Raw genomic sequence first — 24,562 nt, 5'->3', positions numbered from 1 at the left:
ATTATTCACAATGGCTATTAATCAAAAAACTTGACGGCAGCGGTGGATAAATTGCCTAGCGGGTCAAACTTTTGCTCTATGCCGATATACTTGACCGCATCAACCTCATCAATTTTCCCAAGGGTATCACCCAAAGAGTCTACCTTATCCCGCTGCACTTTATCCATAGTGCCGTTTTTGTAATCATCTCGGCCTATATATTGCTTGTGTTTGTCCTGCATAAAGCGCCAAATATTGTCATCATAAGCTTTGCTGCCTTGTTGGGCGCTAAGCACCACATTGTCACGACTCACACTGACTTGGGCAGTCTTATAATTGGAACTGGGCGCTACGCCGCCTTTAGATTCGAGTTTTATCAAGCTGGTTTTACCAGAGCCGTCGGTAACTTGATAAATGCCGTCATATTGATGGCTTGTCCGCTTATCTAAGTAGTTAAAGGTTAACGGCTCAACTTTAACATATTTTTGAGTTAAATAGTGCTCAGCACGCGCTAGACCTGCGGTTTCGCTGTATTTTCTCATCTTAGCCGTCATTTCATTGAGCCTGATGTCGATGGCATCATTTTTTTTCAAGCCCGGCGTCTGATACAACTCAGTCAGTGTTTTCTTTTCATTGATGAGATCTTTGCGCCTTTGCTCCAATTGCGCCACGGTGATCTTATCTCCCTTAATCGGATCGGTGACTTTAGACTGTAAAAAGCTGGCATCAAGTTTGGCATTACCCGATATTGTTTTACTGCCCTTGAGGTTTATTCTATAGTCCACATCATCAGGGATATTAGGTGGATTCCTGCGCTTACCGTCAAGCTTAGCAAAACGGCCATTGGCGGTGATCATTTTGCCGTTTGCAAGCTGCGCTGCAATGTCTGTTTCAGTGATCACCGTATTAGGGTTTATTTTCTTGTATTGATAATATTTAGCTAATGCTTCACCTTTAGCATTCAATCTGGCTTGAACAAGCAGCTTATTTTTGCCTGATACATGAGACAGTAAATTATCATCAAAGTCATCACCTAACTCGGCTAATATTCGCGCTCCCTTAGGATGGGATTTAACCATGAGATAGAGTTTTTCTTGCAATTCCTCGATAGGTAATACTTTAGAGGCTTTAGAGATTTTGTTTACCCCTAGGATAAGAGCGACATCTATAGCGGCATCTTTAGCAATGCCAATGATGGCTTCAACTAAGGCATCTTTTTTCTCCTCCTCTGACAGTTGTTTATATTGCTTCATGGCATTATCAAGGGTTTTTGCCAGCTCACCGACTTTATATAGGCTGGTATAGAAAGCCGCGGCTGTTATAAACGCCTGTATTATTACAACCGCATTGTTATTTTCTGCGGCATTACCACCGGCATCGGCGGCCATGTTGACATCTAAACCACTGGCGAAAGCCAATAATCCAGCGCTTAATCGAGCCATATCGACTGAGCTGCGGGTAATGACCCTTATCTGCGCGAGGTCGTTTTCCGTGGGGGCGTATTTAACGCGGTCAAACACGGCTTGTAATTCAGAGGCCTGTGTGGAGTTTGCTTTACTGATGTCAAAATCATAGGCAAGCCCTAACTCTTTCATGGCATCGAGCAATTCATTTTGTTGCTCTGACAGCATTTGCTCAGTGTAAATGGTGGCGGTTAATTCGCCAACAACCGCGCCTGTCGCCGCGCTGGTACACGCGCCAGCACTGGAAATGTCACTGCTTTGGATCTTATCGGTCACTAAGCCTAAAGAACAACCTAGCGCCGCATGAGAGACATAACGCATCGCCTCATTGAACTGATGTTCACTGGCTAAACTACCAATTTTATTGGCAATTTTAGCCCCTATGCGGTTCACCGCTGAGGTCATCATGGATGTTTGCAGTGATGCGAGAAACTCTTTAGAGTTACCCCCATTGACTAAGGTTGAAATCCCCGTAGAGACCGTACTTTGGGCCGCTATTTGTACCACTTGATTACTTAAGCTCGCCAAGTCTTCTGGCATCATTGAGCTGTCAAAAAATTCAAATTGATTAATTTGTAAGTAATCTAATGCACCAGCAGTGGCCATTGAAGTGGCGAGTGATTTTAATGAGTCTTTTGAGGTGAGTGCTTTTAATGATTCACCTAAATTATCACCATTAGCTAGACTAGACACGGTTTGCGTTGCCAATGTTAACGCACCAGCCTCTAAGACTGCCCCCATCGTCACAGAGCCGACTAAACCTGTGATGCCTGTGCCTGCTACCGTGGTAGTGACACCTGCTGTAACGGTTGTTGTTCCAACCGTGCCGCCTATGGCACCAAATCCAGCTGGCCCCATGGCAACAGCCATAGCTATGGCAATAATGGCCATGGCGGCAGGGCTCAGGGTGCTAGTTTTGTCATGCTTATGAATATTAACGAGTTCTTGGTAAATAATATCGACTTGACCGTTAAACTCATTATCAGCATAAACGTCTGCCATCCAAGCTAATGAGGGCGACTCTTCAAAGCCTGATAATATTTCATCAAGGGATTGATCATCTTTTTGCCCCAGCTCGACACTCAGCCCTCTGGTGGCATGAATGTTGACACCACCCACCACCTCGTTATAGACCGCAAACTCTTCTTGATCATCAATGGTTTCGGTTTTTATGCGCCAAAAGCCTTTGGTCACTCTGTTAAGGTAATAATGATCTTGCTCTTTAGCGAGCAGTAAGTTGACTTTGCCATTATCGGCATAAATGTCCGTGCCCGCAGCAGAAGTGATTGCCGTGGCCTTTAAAATAACGTCCCCCATTTTAGTGGCGATTAATACATTTTTACCTGCATCTAATGCCGAGCGAATAGCAATGGTTTGAAATTCACGTTCTTGAGTGGTGACTTTGCCCACAGTGCCGGAGCGTGAGGACTGGAATTGATTAAACGCATTACCAATATACACCCCTTGACCAGCTAATATCTGTATCGCCCCTTTATCGGCAGACAAGGTGGCTGCATTAAGCTCGATGGCACCGGAGGCCATCAGATAAATGTTATCTTGGGCGCTCAATTTAGAGGCGGTATGGGTAATAATGGATTCATTTTCATCAAAGCCTCCTACCCTTTGATTGCGCACATAGGTAGTATCCTGGCTGATGAGCTGTATATTACCGCGAGCATTGAAGATAATGTTGTTACCTGAAAGCCTGCCCCCTTGCACCACGATATCGTGATGACTGCGAATGGATATATCACCATTGGTGGCATTAACACTGGCGATTTCACCTAGGCGAGTACCTTGCTCATAACGAGTGGCATAACGGTGTACCAAGGTTTTTTGCAGATATTGATTGGCGATAATATTGACATTATCTTGCGCCGATAAATGGCCGGACAAGTTTTGCAACGTGCCGCCCACCAGTAAGTTTAGGTCGCCACTGGCCACCACACTGGCGCCTTCGGCAACCGTGAAATTGCCCGCTGTTTGCAAATAGGTATTGCGGCGGGTGAATAAAGTGCCCGAGCCGACATGAATGTTCTTAAACTGTACCGCCCCCCCCGAGAAGAAAACTTGATGACCATTAACACTGTCTTCTGCGATGGTTTTATCGGTTAAATGCACCACAGGTACCAGCACAGGTTCGCCGTTAATGGTGCGCAGCTCTGGCCAAATAAAATCTCGAGCAAATGTCTGCACCTGTGCACGGGTGACCATGTCACCGTATTTCACACCAGAAGACAGCGCAAAATCGTAGGCTCGATTGTATAAATCATTAATCTGATTCACTTCTGAATCATGATAACGTGGCAAAACCGTACGCTGTAATTGATTAAATATTTGTGAGCGTATCAAGCGTGACTGCACAAAGGCATCACCGATACGTTTCTCTACAGGGTAGTAAGGAAAAATAATGGTAATATCGCCATTAATAATGGGGATCATCACAGGTTTGGGTAAACTGGATTTATTATTTGCCAGCAAGGTTTGATGAAAGCTTAATACATTTTGGGCTTTTTCGGCTGCGGCTACATCGACATAATAAGCTTTTTTAAATTGCTGCTCGCTATTATCAATACGCTCAAATTGTAAGGCGTTATTAGCTTCTGATTCTAGTTGGCCATTTGATATTAACACATAGGCTTGCACTGTGGTTGGCAGCATAATTTGTGCTAATAATACTAAGCTAAGTAAATACGAAGTAAAGCGCTGCCATAACGGCGGGATATACACTTTATCTTGTTTTATTATCTGTTTCATTGAAAATACGTATCCTTACTGCTTCTTTATTATAAATAATCAGGAACTTGGCTAAGTGGCATCGACGCGGTGACATTATTTGTTGTCTTTTTATGCTTTGATTTTCTCCCAAACGATCTTTTTCTTGCATAGTCATCTATCTGCATATAATTAATAACTAGCTTGGCACCATCAACAAAATATTTAACACTAGTTAAATCATTTTTTGTGCTTCTATATTTATATGATGTGTTAAGTCCTGATGGAAATACTACCCGCTCCGCTTGTAAGACAAAATTTTCTACCGCTGTGGTCAATTGCCTGTGGGTATATGATGTTCCATCAACGTCTCTGTCTACCATTTCGGCATCTAAAATTTGTTGGAAATTGACTTTAAATTGATAAGTTTTAAATTGCTGAACCTCACTAATTGAAGCGGTATAATTTCCGTAGGGGGGTAAATATGTTATTTTTTTTATGGCTATCTGACCTTGAACAAGATCACCGACGATTTCTGAGGAAAGAACCTCAAAAGAACAAGTAGCCCTATACAGACAATCAACATTCTCTAGCCAAGAAAAAACATTCACGTCTGGTTTATTTCCCCAAGCATAACCGTTCAATTCTGTGGTATGAGTCGCAATGTATTCATCAACAATTTTATTAACCACTCTTCTGGCATCATTACTCATGGGACCAATGCCAACAATATCCAGATCTGTGTTGCTTTCTAACCCTTTTTTAACCCCATAAATGTTGCCCGTCACCGCAAATAAGGTTTCAGCTTCAATGGAAGTGGTAATATCCTCTCGCTCACAATGACGATAGGTTAAGCACCCCCTGAGCGCATTAATATCAACTGAGGTATATTCTTTGGTAAGCTCTAGCCCTATGCTTGAGACCTTACCTTTATAAAAGTGACTATCATTAAACACTTCGAAATAAGACATTTCATTAATTGATTGCACTTCTTTATTAACGGCACGAGTGCTGGCTGCTTGGTTTTTATTCAACCCATAACTGTGTATAAAGCGACCAAATGAAAACAAACGCCCTGGCGGTGAATAGGCTAAAATTTTTGAAGTCGTACCCGAGTTGTAGCGTTTATTGGTTTTATTCTTATCATGACTGTAATCAACACGGCGATAAACATAGGTTTCAAACTGTATTTTATAACGTTCATTACTGAATGTTGGGGTATTGATGTTGGCTTGACCATTCTCATGTAAGCCTATAATGGCAGAGGCGTTTACAATATATTTATAGCCCTTTAAATCTAAAGCATATTCAGCTTCAATACTCACTTGTTTTGCCTGAGCATTGTTAATACTAATGCCTGCATCCCAATTCGCTGATGGGAGTTTATCGATAAAATAGGGGTTAATATTTTCTATCACATCGGCTACGATTGTTAGATCATTGGCAACAATGTGCGCTGACACATTTTTTTGGAAAGTGCCTCTTTTTTCATTAATATCATAAAAGATACCGTATTTTTTCGCGGTCATATCGATACTAATAGGCAGTATGGTTGGCACATTGGCATAGTTTTCATAATGGCTGCGTGAGCCATTAACGACAGCGCCATTATTTGACTTTAATATCAAGGTATTTGATTTAATATTGCCGCCAAAGCTATTGTAAATACTCTGCTGGGTTTCGACCGCCACATCTGTCGCGGCAATCTGGCCATTATTAATAAAGGTATTGGCCGCAATTTCAACCTGTTGCGCCTGCACACTGCCCTTGTTCCTCACCATGGTTGCTGCAATGACAGACAAGTCTTTAGTGACGATAGCTGAATGTAAGTTGACCTTATTTAATGATTTTATCGACACTCTATTGTCAGAAAATAACTTACCACTAAGAGTGACGTTATGTTGGGCACTGCTGGTGTGTTTACCCACCCCTTGAATGTATATTCCCTCAATAGGGGCATAAAAATCATTATTATGAGTACTGGTGGCGATAATATCTGACAAGGTACTGAGATTGGCCGATGTGGCTAAGGTAATGTGCTTAGGGCTGACCACTGCAATGCTGGCCGCGCGCAATTTGCCACCGACAACAAATGCTTGGTTGACTACCGTTGCCGCTGAGACTTTTAGCTTTTCATACCCTATGGTCATTAGACCTGCATACAAGCTAATGCCACCAGAGCCGACAATTTTACTGCCTTGGGGGTGAATAATATGGCCACCTTGTGGGTGGATATCGGCCCTAAGATTAATGTCTATGGTGCCCGCTGTTTGCACGGTATTCGCCATTAACTCTAACGATTGCAGGCCCGGCGCACTAAGGCCATTGACGGTGACACTCCCCGTACTGTTCGTCACCAGATTGTTCACGGTGCCTGAAGCGAGTATCGAAGATACCGACTTGGTAGTGGCGGCGGCAAACGTGGCACGGCCCACATTGCTAAAACTGCACTGCTGGCAATTAATACTATTAGTGCGAGTTGAATTGGTGATGAATAATATATCGGCTGGCCGGCCGATTATTTCAATATTGGCAGAAAGCTTGATGTTGGTGGCTTGAATAACAATCAAACTTGCGGATCCATTATTCGTCGCGCCTTGGCCACCATTGTATATTCTGAGATTTGTGTTGGCTAAGTCGAATCTTGAAAATACATTATAAGATATCCCTCTTACTGGCTTTGCAGGGACTAATTGTGCGCCGTCAGCAGATGACGCGGCAATGATTTTAATGCTTTTATTCGCCGTCACCAGATTCACATCGGCTGCATGTGCGCTAATATTGTACCAAGACGTTAATAGCAAAAGCCAAAAAAGCCTCACATTCCTTTTACAACATATCCATCTGAACATTTACAAACCTCAGTATTATTTATTGATTTTGTTGATTTAAATTTACAAAAAGATAAAGTTATCGCCTTAAAAGAACAATCAGTTTTATCGAATTAGTCACGTACTTGCGACATATAGAACGACATAAGCACAAGAAATAATACTTATGTCGTTAAGATGTGAATTTCGAAGAGCATTATCCACACATGAAAAACAAATACAACTTAAGAAACACAAAAAACAAGGCAATACTAAAATAAGTAACTCATAATATTTACGACAATTTATTAACAAAATTTGAATGGTTATTAGTTTCAGCTAATAAAAACGCTATATTTATTAAATTTAAGATATATTGGCTAAATAAAAACCAATTTACAGCATAAATATCGATTCAAGAGGGATGTGGGGATTACATTGAAAGTGACGAACTATTTTGTGTGTAGTAAAACGCGCCCATGGGAAACTCGCAACAACGACAAACCACGCGCCATAAGCCCTATTAAAATTAATCATGTTGGACAGGAATAGGAAGCGATAGGGAATCAATTAAGATCCTAGCACTCACGGCTAGGATCTTAGATAATATTCCCTTCGGTGTTGAGCAATGTCACTAGTGTTAACCCAATGAAACAAATACATGATCACTATTTTGGTGGTTGCACTGGTGATGGCGAGCAGCATCAATGGCCAGCCGATTGACATTCCCATGCTCAATGCAAATAAAATCGTCGATATATCCATCATGAAGATAAATTGGCTCATTTTCAAATCAACAGCCCCTGTGCTACCCGATCTCACAATAAGGCGAATTTGATGAAAGTAGCCCTGCGCTATTAGCAATGAAATAACCACTATGATGATTGTCGACACTTGACGGCCCTCATCAACAAAGGTATGTCCCCAAAACAATCCTGCCATTCCCAGCAGTAGACAGATTATCGAACACAAAAAGACACACCACGAACGCCTGTCTTTTCTATCTCGCCATATTTCATACAAAATAGTGCCGACGATTAAGGTCGCGATTAATCGAGGCCATACCATATAATGATTAAAGGGTTCTATCGAATAACCGTATATAAAAAAAGAAAAATAGGCTAAATAACTGACAGTAAATTGATTTATTGATAGCAGTGCCGTTGGTGTTTCTGCGATATCAATGTTGATCTTTCTGCGCCAAATGGTGTTTAGCTGCGAATAAACACCGTACACACTAATCACAGTAAAAAACGTATTGATCGTGCCAAATACATGATAACTATTCATCGATAACTCCTCTAGTTTAGGAGGAGAATTTAAACATACATTGTCGACAATTTAAACATTTAAACATTTAAATCCTAATAGTCACTTTTTATTGACATTACTAGCGACTTTTGTCGACAATACTGTTTCAAGTATAACGAATAATATTGTGTATCATCACCGATTTGTCGCTCATGTTACGGTAGCCATGGGTCTGAGCGGCACAAAACTTTACCGCCGTCCCCTGCTCGACCGTGTGCCACGCTTGATTTAAGTAATATTCCATGCTGCCATCAATGGCCAAAATATGTTCAATGACTCCTTGGTTATGCGGCGGTGAAATGTGCGCTCGCTGAGGAAATAAGATAATTTGAAACACTTCCAATTGGGTCACATCATCATAGGGACAGAGAATGGACACTTGAATATCTTGCTCTGCATTACTTAATACACTTGGCCTGTCTGTCTGGCCAAGATCGTCAATAAAGTATGACAGAGGGAGAGTAAAACCATTGGCGATACTCCACAATTTGACCACCGTTGGACTGGACTCTCCCCGTTCTATTTGGCCTAACATGGCTTTAGACACCCCAGTGTATAGACTGGTTTTGTCTAAACTCCAGCCTTTGACACTGCGGGCCTCTTTTAGCCGTGTCCCTAAGGTGTCGTTAATATGAGTATTAATCATCATCCCCTTGTGCGTTATCACGTACGGTGTTATTTTGTCGCCCCAATTGTGCGTTATTACGCACAGGTTGATTTTAGCATACACAGGGAAGCATATGTATAACACCGGACTCATATTAAATAGAATCAATATCGGTTTTATTGCTGCTTTAGTGGGCTTCACCAGTTCAGTGGCCTTGATCTATCAAGCCGCGGTTAACTTAGGCGCTGATTTAACCATGGTGTCGAGTTGGATTTTTGCTTTAGGGCTTGGCATGGGCGTCACCTCTATTGGCTTATCTCTCTATTACCGTGTCCCTATCTTGATTGCCTGGTCGACGCCAGGGGCTGCGCTACTGATCACCAGTGCTCAAGGATTTACCATCAATCAGGCCGTCGGCGCGTTTATCGTTTCTGCTGGCTTAATCACTGTGTCTGGCCTCACCGGTTGGTTTGAAAAAATCATCAACAAGGTACCGCAACAAATAGCCAGTGCCATGTTAGCGGGAATATTGCTCTCTTTTGGCATCAATGTGTTTAACCTGATGCAGCAGCAGCTTTTTTTAGTACTCACCATGCTAATCGTTTACCTGGTGTGTAAAAAAATCATGCCGAGTTTTGCGATGCTCGCCATCTTAGTCGTCGGCACGACACTGGCTTGGCAGCAAGGATTGTTTGTTATCCCTCAACTAGAGTGGACCGTCAGCGAGCTGATTTATATCGAGCCAGAATGGCACTTCGCCGCCGCACTCAACATAGGTGTCCCGCTCTTTTTAATCACCATGGCCACACAAAATATCCCAGGGATTGCCATCTTAAATGCCCATAAATATAGGCCTCCGATTTCAAAAATAATGACCATCACTGGCTTAGTGAATATTCTGATCGCTCCTTTCGGCGGGTTCGCCATCAATCTGGCAGCCTTAACCGCCGCCATTTGCATGACGCCTGAGGCCGATTCAAACCCAAACAAACGATACTGGGCGGCGGTGAGCACTGGCGGCTTTTATCTATTGATGGGAATAGGCGCACTCAGTTTAATGACCCTGTTTCAGTCACTGCCCCAAGCACTGATATTGGCCCTTGCTGGTATCGCACTCTTTTCAACCATAGGCAGCAGCTTACAACACGCATTTATCGAAACTCAATATAAAGAAGCGGCCCTGATGACCTTTTTAGTCACCGCGTCGGACTTCAGTTTGTGGAACATTGGCTCTGCGCTGTGGGGCATGTTAGCCGGTATTATCACTATTGCCATTAGTCATTTTGTCGGTAAAGCAAGAGAAAAAATGCAGCAACGCCCTTCACTGGTGATAGAAATACCCCCTCATCAATCCAATTAAAAATGAATCAAATAATCTTATGAGAACATCTAACCGACTTAATATGCCACTTAAGGTATTGATTAAGTCGGTGCGATCTCTTGCTTCGCTATCGCATGAGATAAACACATGAGTGCTTGATCAAATTCAGTTTCATTAAGATCGGCATAGCCAAGCCTTAATGCATGGGTTTTGTCATTAAGCCCTGAGAATAAATCCCCTAACAAAACTGATAAACCCAGCTCCTTCGCCTCCTTTTGCAGCTTGTCCATATTCAGTTGCTCATCAAAACATAACCACAACGCCAACCCACCTGAAGGCACATTGAATCGCGCCATCGGCAATATTTCTCGCACCCGTTTAACCGCATGATCACGCCGTAACTGATACACTTTCAAGGCTCGCCGAATATGCCTCTTCATCTGTCCATTGACCATCAGCTCTGCCACTGCAAGCTCTGTCACCGCATTGCCTTGACGATCGATTAATAAAATTTCTCGCCCGCAACGCTGAATAAACCCTTCTGGCGCGACCATGTACCCAAGGCGAAGCCCTGGGGCCAATATTTTCGACAACGAGCCAATGTGTATCACCCGCCCAGCGGTTTCCATGCTCGCCAATGGCAGCATAGGCTTATGAGAAAAATGAAACTCATGATCGTAATCGTCTTCAATAATGATAAAATTATACTGCTCAGCCAAAGCCAACAAACGGATCCTGCGCTCAAGTGACAGCATGCAGGTGGTGGGAAATTGATGATGTGGCGTGGTGTAAACCGCACTGATCTCGCGCTGAACACACATTTGCTCGAGGGCATCGAGACTCATGCCATCATCGTCTTGATCGACATACGCAATATCAACACCAAATGATTCAAACGCCTCACGGGCTGGTGGGTAACTGAGTTTCTCCATCACCACGCAACCCGTGTGATTCGACAGTAGCCGTGCACTTAAATAAATCCCCATTTGACTGCCACGAATGATGCATACCTGCTCAGTGCTGACACTCATTCCCCGCTCTTGACGTAACATATCAGCGATGGCGCTTCGCAATGAGAGATTTCCCCTAGCATCATCATAAGCCAAACGATTGGCACGAGCTGAAATCAGTAATGCGCGCCTAAACGCGCGTGACAATACATCGAACGGCACCAATCTTGTGTCCGGTACACCGTCACTGAATTGCCATCGACTTGGTTTAACAGGACTCACTGACAGTGCATAGGTTTCCAGCCCAGACTCAATTAACGATAATGGAAACGGTGTAGGTTCCACAATCGGTGCTTGGTGGCTAGTAAAAATCGGCAGTTTTTGACTAATAAAAGAGCCGCGCCTTGGCTGAGTCTCGATCCAACCTTGAGCCTGGAGCTCTTCAAAAGCTTGCACCACGGTTTTACGATTGACCCCCAAATCATCACTCATTTTACGCGTGCCGGGCAAAGGGGAACCGGGTAATAAGCGGCCTTTACACACTTCATTAACCACCGCCTGTACCAGTTGTAGATGCAACGACACACCACCGCTTCTTTCAAGCGTCATGTTCAAATGCCAATTGCGTAAACTCACAGGCTTGTTTGCTGTCATTGAACGCCCTCTATCTGGACCCGTACAAATTAAAAAACTGGAGGTTTTTTCACTCCAGATGTTGCTGCACTATGACCATATATTCTACTTATGTCAATTGACTCCATTTGCTAAAAAGGAACATAACATGACCAGTTTAACTCGCACCAAAGAAGACTTAGTTATTGATTCACATAAAAAAATGGATGAGTTTCTATCCATCCCTGATTGGAGCACCACTGAAAAATTGGCCCTCACCTGCCGTATTTTATTTGATGCGGGCCATGACTCAGGTCTCGCAGGGCAAATCACAGCCCGTGCCAGTGAGCCCAACTGTTACTACACCCAACAATTAGGCTTAGGGTTTGATGAGATCAGTGCATCTAACTTATTGTTGGTCGATCAAGACTTGAATCGCCTCTCTGGGCAAGGCATGCCGAACCCTGCTAATCGCTTCCATACTTGGGTCTATAAAGAACACCCTGAAATAAACTGCATCATTCACACTCATCCTTTTCACGTCGCGACATTGTCCATGTTAGAGCAACCTCTGGTGATCTCTCATATGGACACATGTCCGCTGTTTGATGACTGTGCTTTTCTGGCCGATTGGCCGGGGATCCCGGTCGGTAACGAAGAAGGCGTGATGATCTCCTCAGCACTAGGCGATAAACGCGCGCTATTACTGGCACACCACGGTTTACTCGTCACCGGGCGCACGGTTGAAGAAGCACTCATGCTGGCACATTTAATAGAGAAAGCCGCCAAAATGCAGCTCACGGCGATGGCGGCTGGGAGTATCCAACCGATCAAAAGCGAACTTGCCAAAGAAGCCCATGACTGGATCTCAACCTCGAAACGTTACCAAGCATTTTTTGCTTATTACGCAAGACGTACACTGCGCACTCATCAAGATTGCTTGGCATAACACCACACATTATCAATAAGGAATAAACATGACTCACAATGCAATAGAATTCAAAGGTATTATTACTTACCCTATCACCCCCTTTACTCACACTGGCGGCATTGATGTTGCTAAACTGGAACAGTTAATTGAACAACTCCTGCAAACAGGGTCTAACGCCATTGCCCCTTTGGGTAGTACGGGCGAAAGCGCTTACTTAAATGATGAAGAGTGGACGCTCGTTGCTTCAACTTGTATCAACAAAATAGCCAACAGGGTACCTGTCATTGTCGGTATTTCTGAGCTGACTACGCAAAATGCCATTAAGCGTGCACGCATTGCTGAAGACGTGGGCGCCGATGCCATTATGGTGTTACCCGCTTCCTATTGGAAACTCTGTGATGATGAAATTTTTCAACATTACGCATCGATTGCAGAAGCGGTGAGCCTGCCAGTGATGGTCTATAACAATCCCGCCACCAGCGGCATTGATATGTCACCAGAATTAATCGTCAACATGTTTAATTCGATAGACAATATTACCATGGTCAAAGAGAGCAGTGGCGATATACAACGTATGCATAAAATACGGATGTTATCGAACAATGAATTGCCTTTTTACAATGGCTGTAATCCACTGGCACTCGAAGCCTTCGCTGCTGGCGCAACAGGCTGGTGTACTGCTGCTCCTAACCTTATTTCCACTTGGCCACTCAAGTTATATCAAGCTTGTGAAGCAGGTGATATTCATTTAGCAAGAGAACTTTTTTATCACCAATTACCTATTTTAGAGTTTATTTTAAAAGGGGGATTGCCCAGCACAATCAAAGCGGGATTAACAAACAATGGTTTTGATGTCGGCGCGCCACGGAAACCTGTGTTTCCTTTACATGACACCCAAATCATCAAGCTTGAGCACTTGCTGGAAAAATTAAATCGCGCCAATTTTACTCAATAAGCTGAACTCAGGTTAAATAAACCCTGCTAAAGCCGGGCAAGTATCATTCAATATTTGTTCGGTTTGTAAACATGGCTCATCTCACCAGTCACAAAAATGCAGATCCTCAGCTAATGCTTGGATAGATATTCAGCTATCAATGTAAAACTGACCCAAGATCGTCTCAGAATAGTTGCAATAAATTATCATTACGCCATAGTGATCTTGCAATTAATTCTACCTCTGGAGATAAAGCGAACATGAGTCAAATAAATCTACTCTTACTATGTGGTGGCGGCAGCGATGAACATGCTATTTCACTCATGTCGGCAAACTTTGTTGAAGCATCTTTAGCTAAAGTTCCACAGATCAATCTGCTAAGAGTAGAGCTCGATGGTGAAGGTCGTTATCTTACTCAAGATGGAAAAAGCTGTGAACTCACTCACCGTAAAGAACTGCGTTTTACCCATGGTGAGCCTGCATGGCCTGTAGATTATGTGATCCCTTGTATTCACGGTTACCCAGGTGAAACTGGCGATATTCAATCTTATTTGGATTTAATCAAGCTGCCTTATTTCGGTTGCGATGCCGAGGCGAGTAAGCATTGTTTTAATAAAATAACCGCTAAAATGTGGTTCAGCGCACTGGGGATCCCCAATACGCCTTATATCTTCCTCAACGAGTTTAATGAAACATCCATTGCAAAAACGAAGCAAGCCTTCACTGAGTGGGGATCGCTTTTTATTAAAGCCGCCTCGCAAGGCTCATCTGTCGGCTGCTACCGTGTCGACAGCATCGAGGAACTGAGCGACACATTAAAACAGGCTTTTAATTACTCAGCTTATGTTATTGTCGAAAAAACCATTAAGGCCCGTGAACTCGAAGTCGCGACCTATGAATTAAATGGCGAGGTTGTGGCGACCAAACCCGGTGAGATAATCTGTACGCACGATGCATTTTACAGCTTTGATGAAAAATACGCAGCCAATAGCCAAACAGAAACACAAATTGAAGCCGATATTAGCGAGGATATCGCCACGCAAATCCAAGCCTACGCCATCACGGTATTTAAGGGCATGAAGTTACGCCATTTATCCCGTATCGACTTTTTCTTAACTGAAAACAATGAAATTTTACTCAATGAAGTCAATACCTTTCCTGGATTAACCCCTATTTCGATGTTCCCTAAAATGCTTGAGAACCATGGTGATGACTTTGCCGAATACTTGTATTCAAACATTCAATCACAGCTTGATTAAACTCTGTGGGATAAATATCGTTGAGGAATTTTGATTTCAATCTATTGACTGTTTTTGCCGTCTTACTTGAGGAAAAAAGCGTCACTTCTACTGCGGCTCGCTTACATTTAAGTCAGTCAGCGGTAAGCAAACAATTAGCCAAATTACGTGACACTTTCGACGATAAACTGTTTGAACGTACATCATATGGATTAAGGCCCACACCAAAAGCCTTATATCTTGCACCAGAGCTGAGACAAATACTCAACCAGATGTCTCAGCTCACACGTGCCAGTGAATTTGAACCCAAGTTAAGTCAACGACAATTTCGTATCCATATGGTCGAAACTGCCTATTCGCTGACTTACCCGTATTTTATGCCTGAGTTACTGCAAAAGGCGCCAAACATAAGGCTCAATAGCCAAACTTGGCACCTGGGCACCATGGACATGCTACAACGCTGTGAACTCGATCTTGGCATTGCCTGTCGAGAATGGGATAACCGCTCCTTGCAGCACATCCACAACCTTCCCGACGAGCTGGAATGTGTTGAATTGCTGCGTGATCACCCCGTTTGCTTAGTCAGTAATCGACACCCATTGCTAAAAGAACCTTGGAACTTAGCCAGCTTTTTAAAGTATCGTCACCTACAAGTTACCTTTGGTGGCATCGATCATTGGCTACTCGATGATGTCCTCAATCTTGAGCACCTCCATCGCGACATTGCTGTCAATATGACTGATTTTCACAGTGCAATGCATCTGTGTGAGCACAGTGAACTATTACTGTGCTGCCCAGCCAAATACGCAGCGAAAATGAGCCAACATTTTGCGCTCACCACACTCCCGGTGCCCACTCACCTGATCCCAGGCGCTTATGTGTTGTTATGGCATAAGCATTTTAATTTTGATCCCAGTCATACCTGGCTAAGAGAACTGATCTCAAGTCGTACCTTAGCTCATTATCAGGCAAACTCACAAACATAATACCATTGGAATCATGCCATCAAAAAAGCCAACAGCATGCTGTTGGCTTTACTTTTTAAGTCCTAACCCTATTACTCTATTAGAAACCCGGCACCCCTTTCATGTCTGGAAGATGATGAGCAATGCCTTTATGGCAATCAATACAGGTTTTTTCGCCTTTAGCCAGTGACGTTGAATGCATCTTTGCAGCACGGCTCGACTGACGAGTAAAATCCATATAATCAAAGTTATGGCAATTTCGACACTCAAGAGAGTCATTGGCCTTTAGCCGTTCCCATTCATGTTCAGCCAGTTCACGACGCTTAGCTTCAAACTTATCACGAGTATTAATCGTGCCGAATATCTTACCCCAGACCTCTTTCGATGCTTGCATTTTACGCGCAATCTTATCGGTCCAGTTATGCGGCACGTGACAATCTGGGCACGTCGCTCTTACACCACTTCGATTAGTAAAATGAATCGTCGTTTTCAACTCTTGATAGACGTTATTTTCCATTTCATGACATCCAATACAAAAAGCTTCTTGATTCGTCGCTTCAAGAACGGTGTTAAATCCCCCCCAGAAAATCACCCCAGCCACAAAGCCACCTAAGGTGAGAAACCCTAAGCTGTAGTGCACACTCGGCTTTCTGAGCACCTGCCAATTCTTTTTCAAGATTGCACGTAGTTTAGCTATCATATCCGCTCCTACTGCTTATCTTTACTATTAATGCCCGCTTTTATCAAATGATCCATATCAATGAAATCATTTTCAACCAACAACTTAGCATCGAGCTGCGATACGTGACACTGAGTACAAAAATAACGGCGTGGTGATAACGTCGCCAGAAAATTATTTTCTCTGTCCATATAGTGTGTCACACTCACCATCGGTGCTTGAGAATCTGTGATCTGCTTGCGGGCGTGGCATGACATGCACTTGTTCACCTTCAAATCGATTTGATAACCATCAATTTTATGAGGGATCACTGGTGGCTGCATCGGGTAGTTTCTTGACTGCTTAATATCAGTATTCAACACTTTTTGCATCACTGGTGGTGTCTGCTCAATATTCAAAGGCGCTTTACGCAATGTCGCCATGTTTACATCAGAGACAGTTTCTGCCATCACAGACATTGAGAGCATAACCATAGCACTATTCATCAGCCCAATAATAAAAACAACTGTTATTGTATTCATGATATAGCTCCTTATGCTTTAACGATTTTAACAGCGCATTTCTTAAAATCAGTCTGTTTTGATAAAGGATCCGTCGCATCAAGCGTCACTTTATTGATCAGCTGGCTGGCATCGAACCAAGGCACAAAAACCAAGCCCATAGGTGGCTTGTTACGACCACGGGTTTCAACTCGCGTTTTAATTTCACCACGACGAGAAATCACTTTTACTGCATCCCCACGACGTAGCCCTCGCTTTTTCGCATCATCTGGGTGCATAAAACACACTGCATCTGGGAAAGCGTGATACAGTTCTGGGACACGTTGAGTCATCGATCCTGAATGCCAATGCTCAAGTACTCGCCCGGTCGATAACCAAATATCATATTCGGCATCAGGCGACTCCGCTGCAGGCTCGTAAGGCAAAGCGAAAATCACAGCTCGCCCATCTGGCTTACCATAAAATTCAAAACCTTTACCCGCTTTCACATAGGGATCACTGCCTTCACGAAAACGCCATCGAGTCTCTTTACCATTCACCACGGGCCAGCGAAGACCATGCACTGCATGGTAAGTATCAAAATCTGCTAAATCATGGCCATGACCTCGACCAAATGTTGCATACTCTTCAAATAAACCTTTTTGAACATAGTAACCAAAGTGATGGGCTTCTTCATTCATATACTTAAGATCGACTTGTTCAAGTGGGAATTTATCAACATTACCGTTTTGATACAGTACCTCAAACAAGGTTTTGCCTTTAAAATCAGGGTTCGCTGCAAGCACATCAGCAGGCCAGACTTCATCAGTAGTGAAACGCTTAGAAAATTCCATCAACTGCCACAGATCTGAGCGAGACTCACCCGGCGCTTTCACCATCTGATGCCAGAACTGAGTACGGCGCTCAGCATTACCGTAAGCACCCTCTTTTTCTACCCACATCGCCGTCGGTAAAATAAGATCCGCCGCTTGAGTCGTCACCGTTGGATAGGCATCTGAAACCACAATAAAATTGTCAGGATTACGGTAACCCGGTAATCCCTCTTCATTGATATTGGGTCCCGCCTGCATATTGTTGTTCACTTGAACCCAATAGGCATTAATGTCACCATCTTTTAAACGACGGTTCTGCTCTACAGCATGGTAACCAGGCTTAGGTGGAATAATACCATCAGGGATCTTCCAGATTTTTTCAGCGATTTTTCTGTGCTTTGGATTTGTCACCACTAGATCTGCTGGCAAACGATGTGAGAAGGTGCCCACTTCACGTGCTGTACCACACGCTGAAGGCTGCCCTGTTAATGAGAATGGACTGTTACCTGGAGTCGAAATTTTACCCAATAACAAATGAATATTATAAATAAGATTATTACACCACACCCCACGAGTGTGCTGATTAAAGCCCATGGTCCAAAACGACGTGACTTTTTTAGTCGGATCAGCATAAAGCTTAGCCAGTGCGATCAACTTACCTTCTGGCACACCTGAAAGCTTACTGACCGACTCAACATCATAATCAGCCACAAAAGCTTTAAAGGCTTCAAAATCGATGGGCGTGGAATCGCCAGCTGTCTTAACGTTTTTAGCTTTTTGTTGTAGTGGATGTGATGGCCTCAGGCCATAACCGATATCTGTTTCACCTTGACGGAAGTTGACATGTTTATTAACAAAATCCCAGTTAACGGCATCATGTTGAATAATATAATTAGCAATGAAATTAAGCATGGCTAAATCAGTTTGTGGTGTAAATACAATCCCTAAATCAGCTAAATCAAAAGATCTGTGCTCAAAAGTAGATAAGACAGCAACGTTAACATGCGGTGCACTCAAACGACGATCAGTAACACGGCTCCATAAAATAGGGTGCATCTCAGCCATGTTAGAGCCCCAGAGGACAAATACATCTGCCGCTTCTATATCATCATAGCACCCCATGGGTTCATCAATGCCAAAGGTACGCATGAAGCCGCCTACCGCCGATGCCATACAGTGACGGGCATTAGGATCAATATTGTTTGAGCCAAATCCAGCTTTCATCAGTTTAGAAGCGGCGTAACCTTCCCACACTGTCCACTGACCAGAGCCAAACATGCCAATGGCGGTAGGGCCTTTGTCCTTAATGGTCTTTTTCCATTTTTCAGCCATAGTATCAAACGCGGTATCCCAAGTGATCGGTGTAAACTCACCCTGCTTGTCATACTGACCATTTGTCATGCGTAACATTGGCGTTTGGAGTCTATCTCGACCGTACATAATTTTAGAAAGAAAGTACCCCTTAATACAGTTTAGGCCTCTGTTCACTTCACTTTCGGCATCCCCATGGGTCGCCACAACTTTACCATCACGTGTAGCAACAATCACTGAACAACCTGTGCCACAAAAACGGCAAGGCGCCTTATTCCACTCTAGTTTAGTTTCTTCAGAGCTGGTGATTAGGTTACTTGCACTGCTTGGTAAAATAAGTCCTGCCACACTTGCTGCAACGATAGCTGCATTGGCTTTCATAAAATCACGTCTATTCATCTTCATTTTTCGCCCTCTTGGAGCACTTCACTTTGGTGATAAACCATAGCCACCGATAGCACACCAGAAAAGGCATTTATCGTCTCTATATCTGTCATTAATGACTTAGGGGAATCTCCTTCGAGTACGACCACAAGTTTTACTTCGTTATTGACAGACACATCAGCATTATCCATCTTAATAATGCATGCCCTCACTGAAGCCATTTTTTCAGGCTGAACCTGTAATACCAAACTCGTTACATGAAGTTCATTGCTCATTGAATATTACTCAATTTATATTTATTGATTTTACGTGCGTTAACCAGCCCCTGGTGGGCCCGTCATTATTTGGCTAAACCAGATAGCAAAACCTAAACCAGACACTAAAAGTACTGATAATAAGGGCGCGAGAAAGACAGTTAGAAAGATAAAGATAGTTAGCTCTAAACTTTTCTCTTCTGAAGCAGTAGAACCCATAAGTCCTCCAACGTGTGATTGCATTCAAGAAAAACATAACCTATTGTAATAAATAGCATTAATATTATTAACGTTATCTTTATCAACATGTAAATCTAATTTAACACTAGAGGATTGACCATTCAAACGAGTGTTCTTAAACGCTACAACATATGAACCTAGTTATTATTATCGACACAAAACGTAATATTAGACAACGCACATTGCCCACAATTGATTAAAAAAAGAATAAATTGATAGTAACCATGATTTAGATCAATTTTAAGAAATAATGTAGCAACAATACGCGAGCATTAGCGAGGAGATGAACTAAGTGGTGGTAAAAATAAAGCACAGAGATCGCATCTGTACTTTATTGATTGAAGAGTGACACAAGGTTGGATTAACTTTCTTTTATACGATTTAACACTCGTTTTTCAGAAATGGGGTATGCTGTGCCTAATACCTGTGCAAAACAAGACACGCGATATTCCTCTATCATCCATCTGGCATCGAGTAAGGCTTCTGGAATGGCCGCAGAGCGAGGGACTTTAGCCAATTGTGCTTGCAGTGTTTGTTGAACATGATTAATGCTGTGCATATGTAAACGGTCTCGACTCGGATCGATGGGCAGTTTATCCAAACGGTTAACTATCGCGTTAAGATAACGGGCCATATCAGGCAGTCTGCGCCAACCTGAGCCTTCGACAAACCCCTTGTACACCAGTTGATCTAATTGCGTTTGAATGTCGCTCATCGCAAACGCTATGTCTAAGCTGATTTTTCCCTTCAGTCTTTTTTTGATCTGCTGAAATAAAGTCAAAATTTCCTCTACTTTAAGGGCCAATTTTGCCGCGGTTGGGTTAATCTCTTGCCTTACCCACTCTTTTGCCTTATCAAAATCAGCTTCGCTACGAACATCCAGTGCTTTTTCATCAAGCAATTGCTGTACAGCCGCAGCAAGTATGTCATCAATTAACACCTGCACCTGACCAAATGGATTAAAATACATTGCCAGTTTGGCCTTATTTGGTAAGGTTTTTTGCAAATGCTTCACGGGTGATGGAATATTGATTAACAACAAACGTTGCAGGCCCAATCGATGAGAGCGAAATGCTTCATTTTCATCATCAAATAATTTAATCGATACACTTGATTTATCATCAACTAGCGCCGGGAAAGCCTTCACTTCAAATTGACCTTTGCGCTGTTGAAACTGGTGAGGTAAATCACCAAATGACCATGTAACCAGCTCTGTTTTCTCTACCCCAGAATCGGCAACTTGGCGAATAGCCTGAGTCACTTGCCCCTGTAAATTGGCTTTAAGTTGGTCCAGAACACGCCCTTGTGCAAGGAGTTTACGGTGATCATTTTCCACCTTAAAATTCATCATAAGGTGTTTACTTAACTGACTGGTATCGAAATCTTCAGGGCTAACACGTACACCACTCATGCGCAGCAATTGTTTACACATGGCATCAATTAGCGTCATCTCAAAGGGCTTCATCGCCTGTAAACACGCTTTTGCATAATCAGGAGCAGGGACAAAATTACGGCGCAGCGCTTTCGGCAACGATTTGATGAGCGCGATGCACTTCTCTTCTCGAAGCCCAGGTACTTGCCAATCAAAATCCGCTTCTTCTATTTGATTCAGCAGCGCAACAGGGATGTGGATTGCCACACCATCATCTTCAGCTGAAGGCTCAAAGTGATAACTGACCGACAGTGTAAACCTATCTTGGAGCCACACATCGGGGAAATCCAACGCAGAAATATGGGTATCTCCCCTCTGCATCAATTGTTCACGTTCAAAATCCAGCAGATCTGGATGCTGTTGACTCTCAACTTTCCACCAGCTAAAGAAAGTCGGTGCATTATAAATACCAGAGGGCACTCTAGGCTCATAGAAGTCTACCAGTACTTGCTCATCAACTAAGATGTCACGTCGGCGTGATTTATGCTCTAGCGCTTCGACCGCTTGTAGCAAGTTACGATTCTTAACAAAAAATGCCTCATTGGTCTTCAATTCGCCCTCGGCTAAGGCACTTCGAATGAAGATTTCACGCGCTTCGACAGGGTTAATTGGACCATATTGGGTTTTACGCCGATGGACTATCATCAACCCATAAAGCCATTGATTTTCTAACGCGATCACACTGCCCTGCTTGGCCTCGAAGTGAGGTTCAAGATAGCTTTTTTTGATCAAGTGTCCTGCTAATGGTTCAATCCATTCGGGCTCGATTTTAGCGCAGCAACGCGCAAATAGCCGTGATGTTTCGGTCAATTCAGCTGCCATAATCCACTTCGGCCCTTTTTTAGCCAGTGGCGATCCTGGAAAGACAAAGAACTTACGGTTGCGCGCGCCTAAGTATTCATTATCTTTATCTTTAAACCCCACATGGCTTAATAATCCAGTGAGTAAAGATTGGTGCAATACATCATAATGTGCTGGCTCTGTATTAAGACGCCACTTGAGATCATGCACTGCTTGTTTTAGCTGAGTATAAAGATCTTGCCACTCACGTACCCGAAGGTAAGCAAGAAACTCCTGTTTACACTGTTTTCTAAACTGGCTAGCGGAGTGCTCTTTTTGGAGTCGCTTAATGTGATCCCACAGATGAATAAACGAGACAAAATCAGAGTCTTTATTGCTGTGTTGTTTATGCGCCTCATCACTGGCTTGCTTTTTGTCAATGGGCCGCTCGCGAGGATCTTGAATCGACAGTGCAGAGGTGATCACGAGCGCTTCATGCAAGCAACCATTTTTATTGGCTTGGATCACCATACGTGCTAAACGCGGATCCACGGGAATATGCGCTAATTGGCGACCTAACGCCGTTAAGGCGAGACGTCCCTTGCGCTTGGACACAGCTTCAAGCTCCTCAAGCAACAAGAAACCATCTTGAATATAACGCCGATCAGGGGGCTGGATAAATGGAAATGCATCGATATCACCGAGCCCAATCGCCAACATTTTTAAAATCACCGAGGCTAAGTTAGTACGCAAGATCTCAGGATCGGTAAATTCGGGGCGCCCTGTGAAGTCATCTTCACCATATAGACGAATACAAATACCGGCAGCAACTCGACCACAGCGGCCTTGCCTTTGATTGGCACTGGCTTGAGAGATAGGCTCAATAGGCAAACGCTGCACCTTAGTCCGGTAACTGTAACGGCTGATCCGAGCACTGCCTGGATCAATCACATAGCGTATCCCAGGTACTGTCAATGACGTTTCGGCCACATTCGTCGCTAATACGATTCTGCGCCCCACATGACGTTTAAAGACTTTGGACTGCTCGCCATAAGAAAGCCGTGCATAGAGCGGTAATACTTCTGTATCTCGATATTGACGTCGGTTGAGTTGATCAGCAACATCACGGATCTCTCGCTCACCATTCATAAAAATAAGAATGTCGCCTGGTCCTTCATTGAACAATTCATCAACGGCGGCAAAAATACCTTCAGTAAGATCAAGATCTTCTTCATTATCGCGCACTAACGGCCTAAAACGGGTTTCAACCGGATAGGTTCGACCCGACACTTCGATCACGGGAGCATCATTAAAATGCCGTGAAAATTTATCCAAATCAATGGTTGCCGAGGTAATAATCACTTTTAAATCGGGACGTTTTTCCAGTACATTTTTCAGATAGCCTAAAATAAAATCAATATTAAGGCTCCGCTCATGAGCCTCATCAATAATGATAGTGTCATACTGTTCAAGTAACTTATCATTAGCCAGCTCGGCCAATAAAATGCCATCTGTCATCAATTTAATATAAGAGCTACTCTTGATGGCATCGGCAAATCTGACCTTAAAGCCCACCACCTCACCCAATGGGCTATTGAGTTCATCGGCGATACGAGTGGCAACACTTCTGGCCGCTAATCGTCTTGGCTGGGTGTGCCCAATCAAACCACGGCAACCGAGCCCCAATTCAAGGCATATTTTGGGTAACTGAGTGGTTTTACCTGAGCCTGTTTCACCGGCGATGATCACCACTTGATGACCGGCAATTGCTCTGGCTATTTCTTCACGTTTCTGTGAAATAGGTAAACTTTCAGGATACGTTATCTCTGGACGCGATTGACGACGATGTTCTGCCTTCTGAAAAGCGTCAATGGCTTGTGATTCAAGCTTAACCAAGGTTGCACGCTTCTTATCAGGATCGGTTTCTTTATGTAGCCTGAGCAAACGGCGCTGGATCCTAGCGGCATCGACCTGATAACAGAGTTTAAGATAAGCATTTGATAGTGGGGATGGTTGCGAACTCAAGACCAGATTCCATTTCTAGGAGCAAAAAAACGATCCTAGCAAGGAACTGGGATTATTGGTATGGCTAATTAACGTGATGGTCATAAAGTAGTAAACATCAATCAACCTAAGTCAACATAAATGGGCTTAAGGTCTGGCTCCAAAAGCACGCTACCTTGGTAACCATATCCCCAGTTTCAATCACGATCACTGATAATCTATTGTCATGATCAATCACAGAGGTATTTTCTCGTTGTTAGCATGAAGAAACACCTCTTATTCACTCATTAATTAAACAAAGATAGGTTTCTCATCTCCAATATTAGACTT

16 protein-coding genes are annotated in these 24,562 nt (G+C 43.3%); 5 read left to right on the top strand and 11 right to left on the bottom strand.

The annotated features are described in order from the left end of the window. Nucleotides 1-17 precede the first annotated feature (17 nt). The 4 genes from HQQ94_RS11320 to HQQ94_RS11305 form a co-directional block, all read right to left on the bottom strand. Nucleotides 18-4,199, bottom strand: a complete 4,182-nt coding sequence (locus HQQ94_RS11320; RefSeq protein WP_173294523.1) for a DUF637 domain-containing protein — start codon at nucleotides 4,197-4,199, stop codon at nucleotides 18-20. A 29-nt stretch (nucleotides 4,200-4,228) separates the two neighbouring features. Continuing rightward, nucleotides 4,229-6,916: a hypothetical protein gene (locus HQQ94_RS11315; RefSeq protein WP_173294522.1), complete on the bottom strand. Its 2,688-nt coding sequence runs from the start codon at nucleotides 6,914-6,916 to the stop codon at nucleotides 4,229-4,231. Nucleotides 6,917-7,558: 642 nt separating this feature from the next. Continuing rightward, complete coding sequence (locus HQQ94_RS11310) at nucleotides 7,559-8,257, bottom strand: hypothetical protein (RefSeq protein ID WP_173294521.1); 699 nt, start codon at nucleotides 8,255-8,257, stop codon at nucleotides 7,559-7,561. A 127-nt stretch (nucleotides 8,258-8,384) separates the two neighbouring features. Then, the gene (locus tag HQQ94_RS11305; protein WP_254304045.1) at nucleotides 8,385-8,927 is read right to left on the bottom strand and encodes a helix-turn-helix domain-containing protein; all 543 of its coding nucleotides are present in this window, start codon (nucleotides 8,925-8,927) and stop codon (nucleotides 8,385-8,387) included. 91 nt (nucleotides 8,928-9,018) lie between these two features. Between HQQ94_RS11305 and HQQ94_RS11300 the strand changes: the two genes are divergently transcribed. Further along, nucleotides 9,019-10,245 (top strand): benzoate/H(+) symporter BenE family transporter, encoded by a 1,227-nt coding sequence (locus tag HQQ94_RS11300; protein ID WP_173294520.1) that lies wholly within the window; start codon nucleotides 9,019-9,021, stop codon nucleotides 10,243-10,245. A gap of 62 nt (nucleotides 10,246-10,307) precedes the next feature. Here HQQ94_RS11300 and HQQ94_RS11295 read toward each other — a convergent pair whose 3' ends face one another. Then, nucleotides 10,308-11,810 (bottom strand): PLP-dependent aminotransferase family protein, encoded by a 1,503-nt coding sequence (locus tag HQQ94_RS11295; RefSeq protein WP_173294519.1) that lies wholly within the window; start codon nucleotides 11,808-11,810, stop codon nucleotides 10,308-10,310. Between the two features lie 127 nt (nucleotides 11,811-11,937). Here HQQ94_RS11295 and HQQ94_RS11290 point away from each other — a divergent pair, with 127 nt between their 5' ends. The 4 genes from HQQ94_RS11290 to HQQ94_RS11275 all read left to right on the top strand — a co-directional run bounded on the left by HQQ94_RS11290 (nucleotide 11,938) and on the right by HQQ94_RS11275 (nucleotide 15,857). Next, nucleotides 11,938-12,717, top strand: a complete 780-nt coding sequence (locus tag HQQ94_RS11290; RefSeq protein ID WP_173294518.1) for an aldolase — start codon at nucleotides 11,938-11,940, stop codon at nucleotides 12,715-12,717. A gap of 28 nt (nucleotides 12,718-12,745) precedes the next feature. Further along, nucleotides 12,746-13,654: a dihydrodipicolinate synthase family protein gene (locus HQQ94_RS11285; RefSeq protein ID WP_217274029.1), complete on the top strand. Its 909-nt coding sequence runs from the start codon at nucleotides 12,746-12,748 to the stop codon at nucleotides 13,652-13,654. Between the two features lie 239 nt (nucleotides 13,655-13,893). Further along, nucleotides 13,894-14,892, top strand: coding sequence for a D-alanine--D-alanine ligase (locus HQQ94_RS11280; protein WP_173294517.1), 999 nt, complete (start codon nucleotides 13,894-13,896; stop codon nucleotides 14,890-14,892). A gap of 20 nt (nucleotides 14,893-14,912) precedes the next feature. Further along, complete coding sequence (locus HQQ94_RS11275; RefSeq protein WP_173294516.1) at nucleotides 14,913-15,857, top strand: LysR family transcriptional regulator; 945 nt, start codon at nucleotides 14,913-14,915, stop codon at nucleotides 15,855-15,857. 79 nt (nucleotides 15,858-15,936) lie between these two features. Here the strand turns inward: HQQ94_RS11275 and HQQ94_RS11270 are convergent, their stop codons facing one another. The 6 genes from HQQ94_RS11270 to hrpA form a co-directional block, all read right to left on the bottom strand. Then, a complete protein-coding gene (locus HQQ94_RS11270) occupies nucleotides 15,937-16,536 on the bottom strand; it encodes a cytochrome c3 family protein (protein ID WP_173294515.1) in 600 nt (199 codons plus the stop codon). Nucleotides 16,537-16,544: 8 nt separating this feature from the next. Further along, nucleotides 16,545-17,036 (bottom strand): nitrate reductase cytochrome c-type subunit, encoded by a 492-nt coding sequence (locus HQQ94_RS11265; protein ID WP_173294514.1) that lies wholly within the window; start codon nucleotides 17,034-17,036, stop codon nucleotides 16,545-16,547. Between the two features lie 11 nt (nucleotides 17,037-17,047). Continuing rightward, nucleotides 17,048-19,537 carry a nitrate reductase catalytic subunit NapA gene (gene napA / locus HQQ94_RS11260; RefSeq protein WP_173296616.1) on the bottom strand — a complete coding sequence of 830 codons (2,490 nt, stop codon included), beginning with the start codon at nucleotides 19,535-19,537 and terminating at the stop codon, nucleotides 17,048-17,050. 2 nt (nucleotides 19,538-19,539) lie between these two features. Then, on the bottom strand, nucleotides 19,540-19,797 hold the full coding sequence (locus HQQ94_RS11255; protein ID WP_173294513.1) for a chaperone NapD: 258 nt from the start codon (nucleotides 19,795-19,797) through the stop codon (nucleotides 19,540-19,542). A gap of 39 nt (nucleotides 19,798-19,836) precedes the next feature. Further along, nucleotides 19,837-19,995, bottom strand: coding sequence for a nitrate reductase (locus tag HQQ94_RS11250; RefSeq protein WP_173294512.1), 159 nt, complete (start codon nucleotides 19,993-19,995; stop codon nucleotides 19,837-19,839). 382 nt (nucleotides 19,996-20,377) lie between these two features. After that, nucleotides 20,378-24,259 (bottom strand): ATP-dependent RNA helicase HrpA, encoded by a 3,882-nt coding sequence (hrpA, locus tag HQQ94_RS11245; RefSeq protein WP_173296615.1) that lies wholly within the window; start codon nucleotides 24,257-24,259, stop codon nucleotides 20,378-20,380. Between the last annotated feature and the right edge of the window lie 303 nt (nucleotides 24,260-24,562).

Source organism: Shewanella sp. VB17, assembly GCF_013248905.1.
Lineage (GTDB): Bacteria > Pseudomonadota > Gammaproteobacteria > Enterobacterales > Shewanellaceae > Shewanella.
This window is presented reverse-complemented; position numbering and strand designations above follow the sequence as displayed.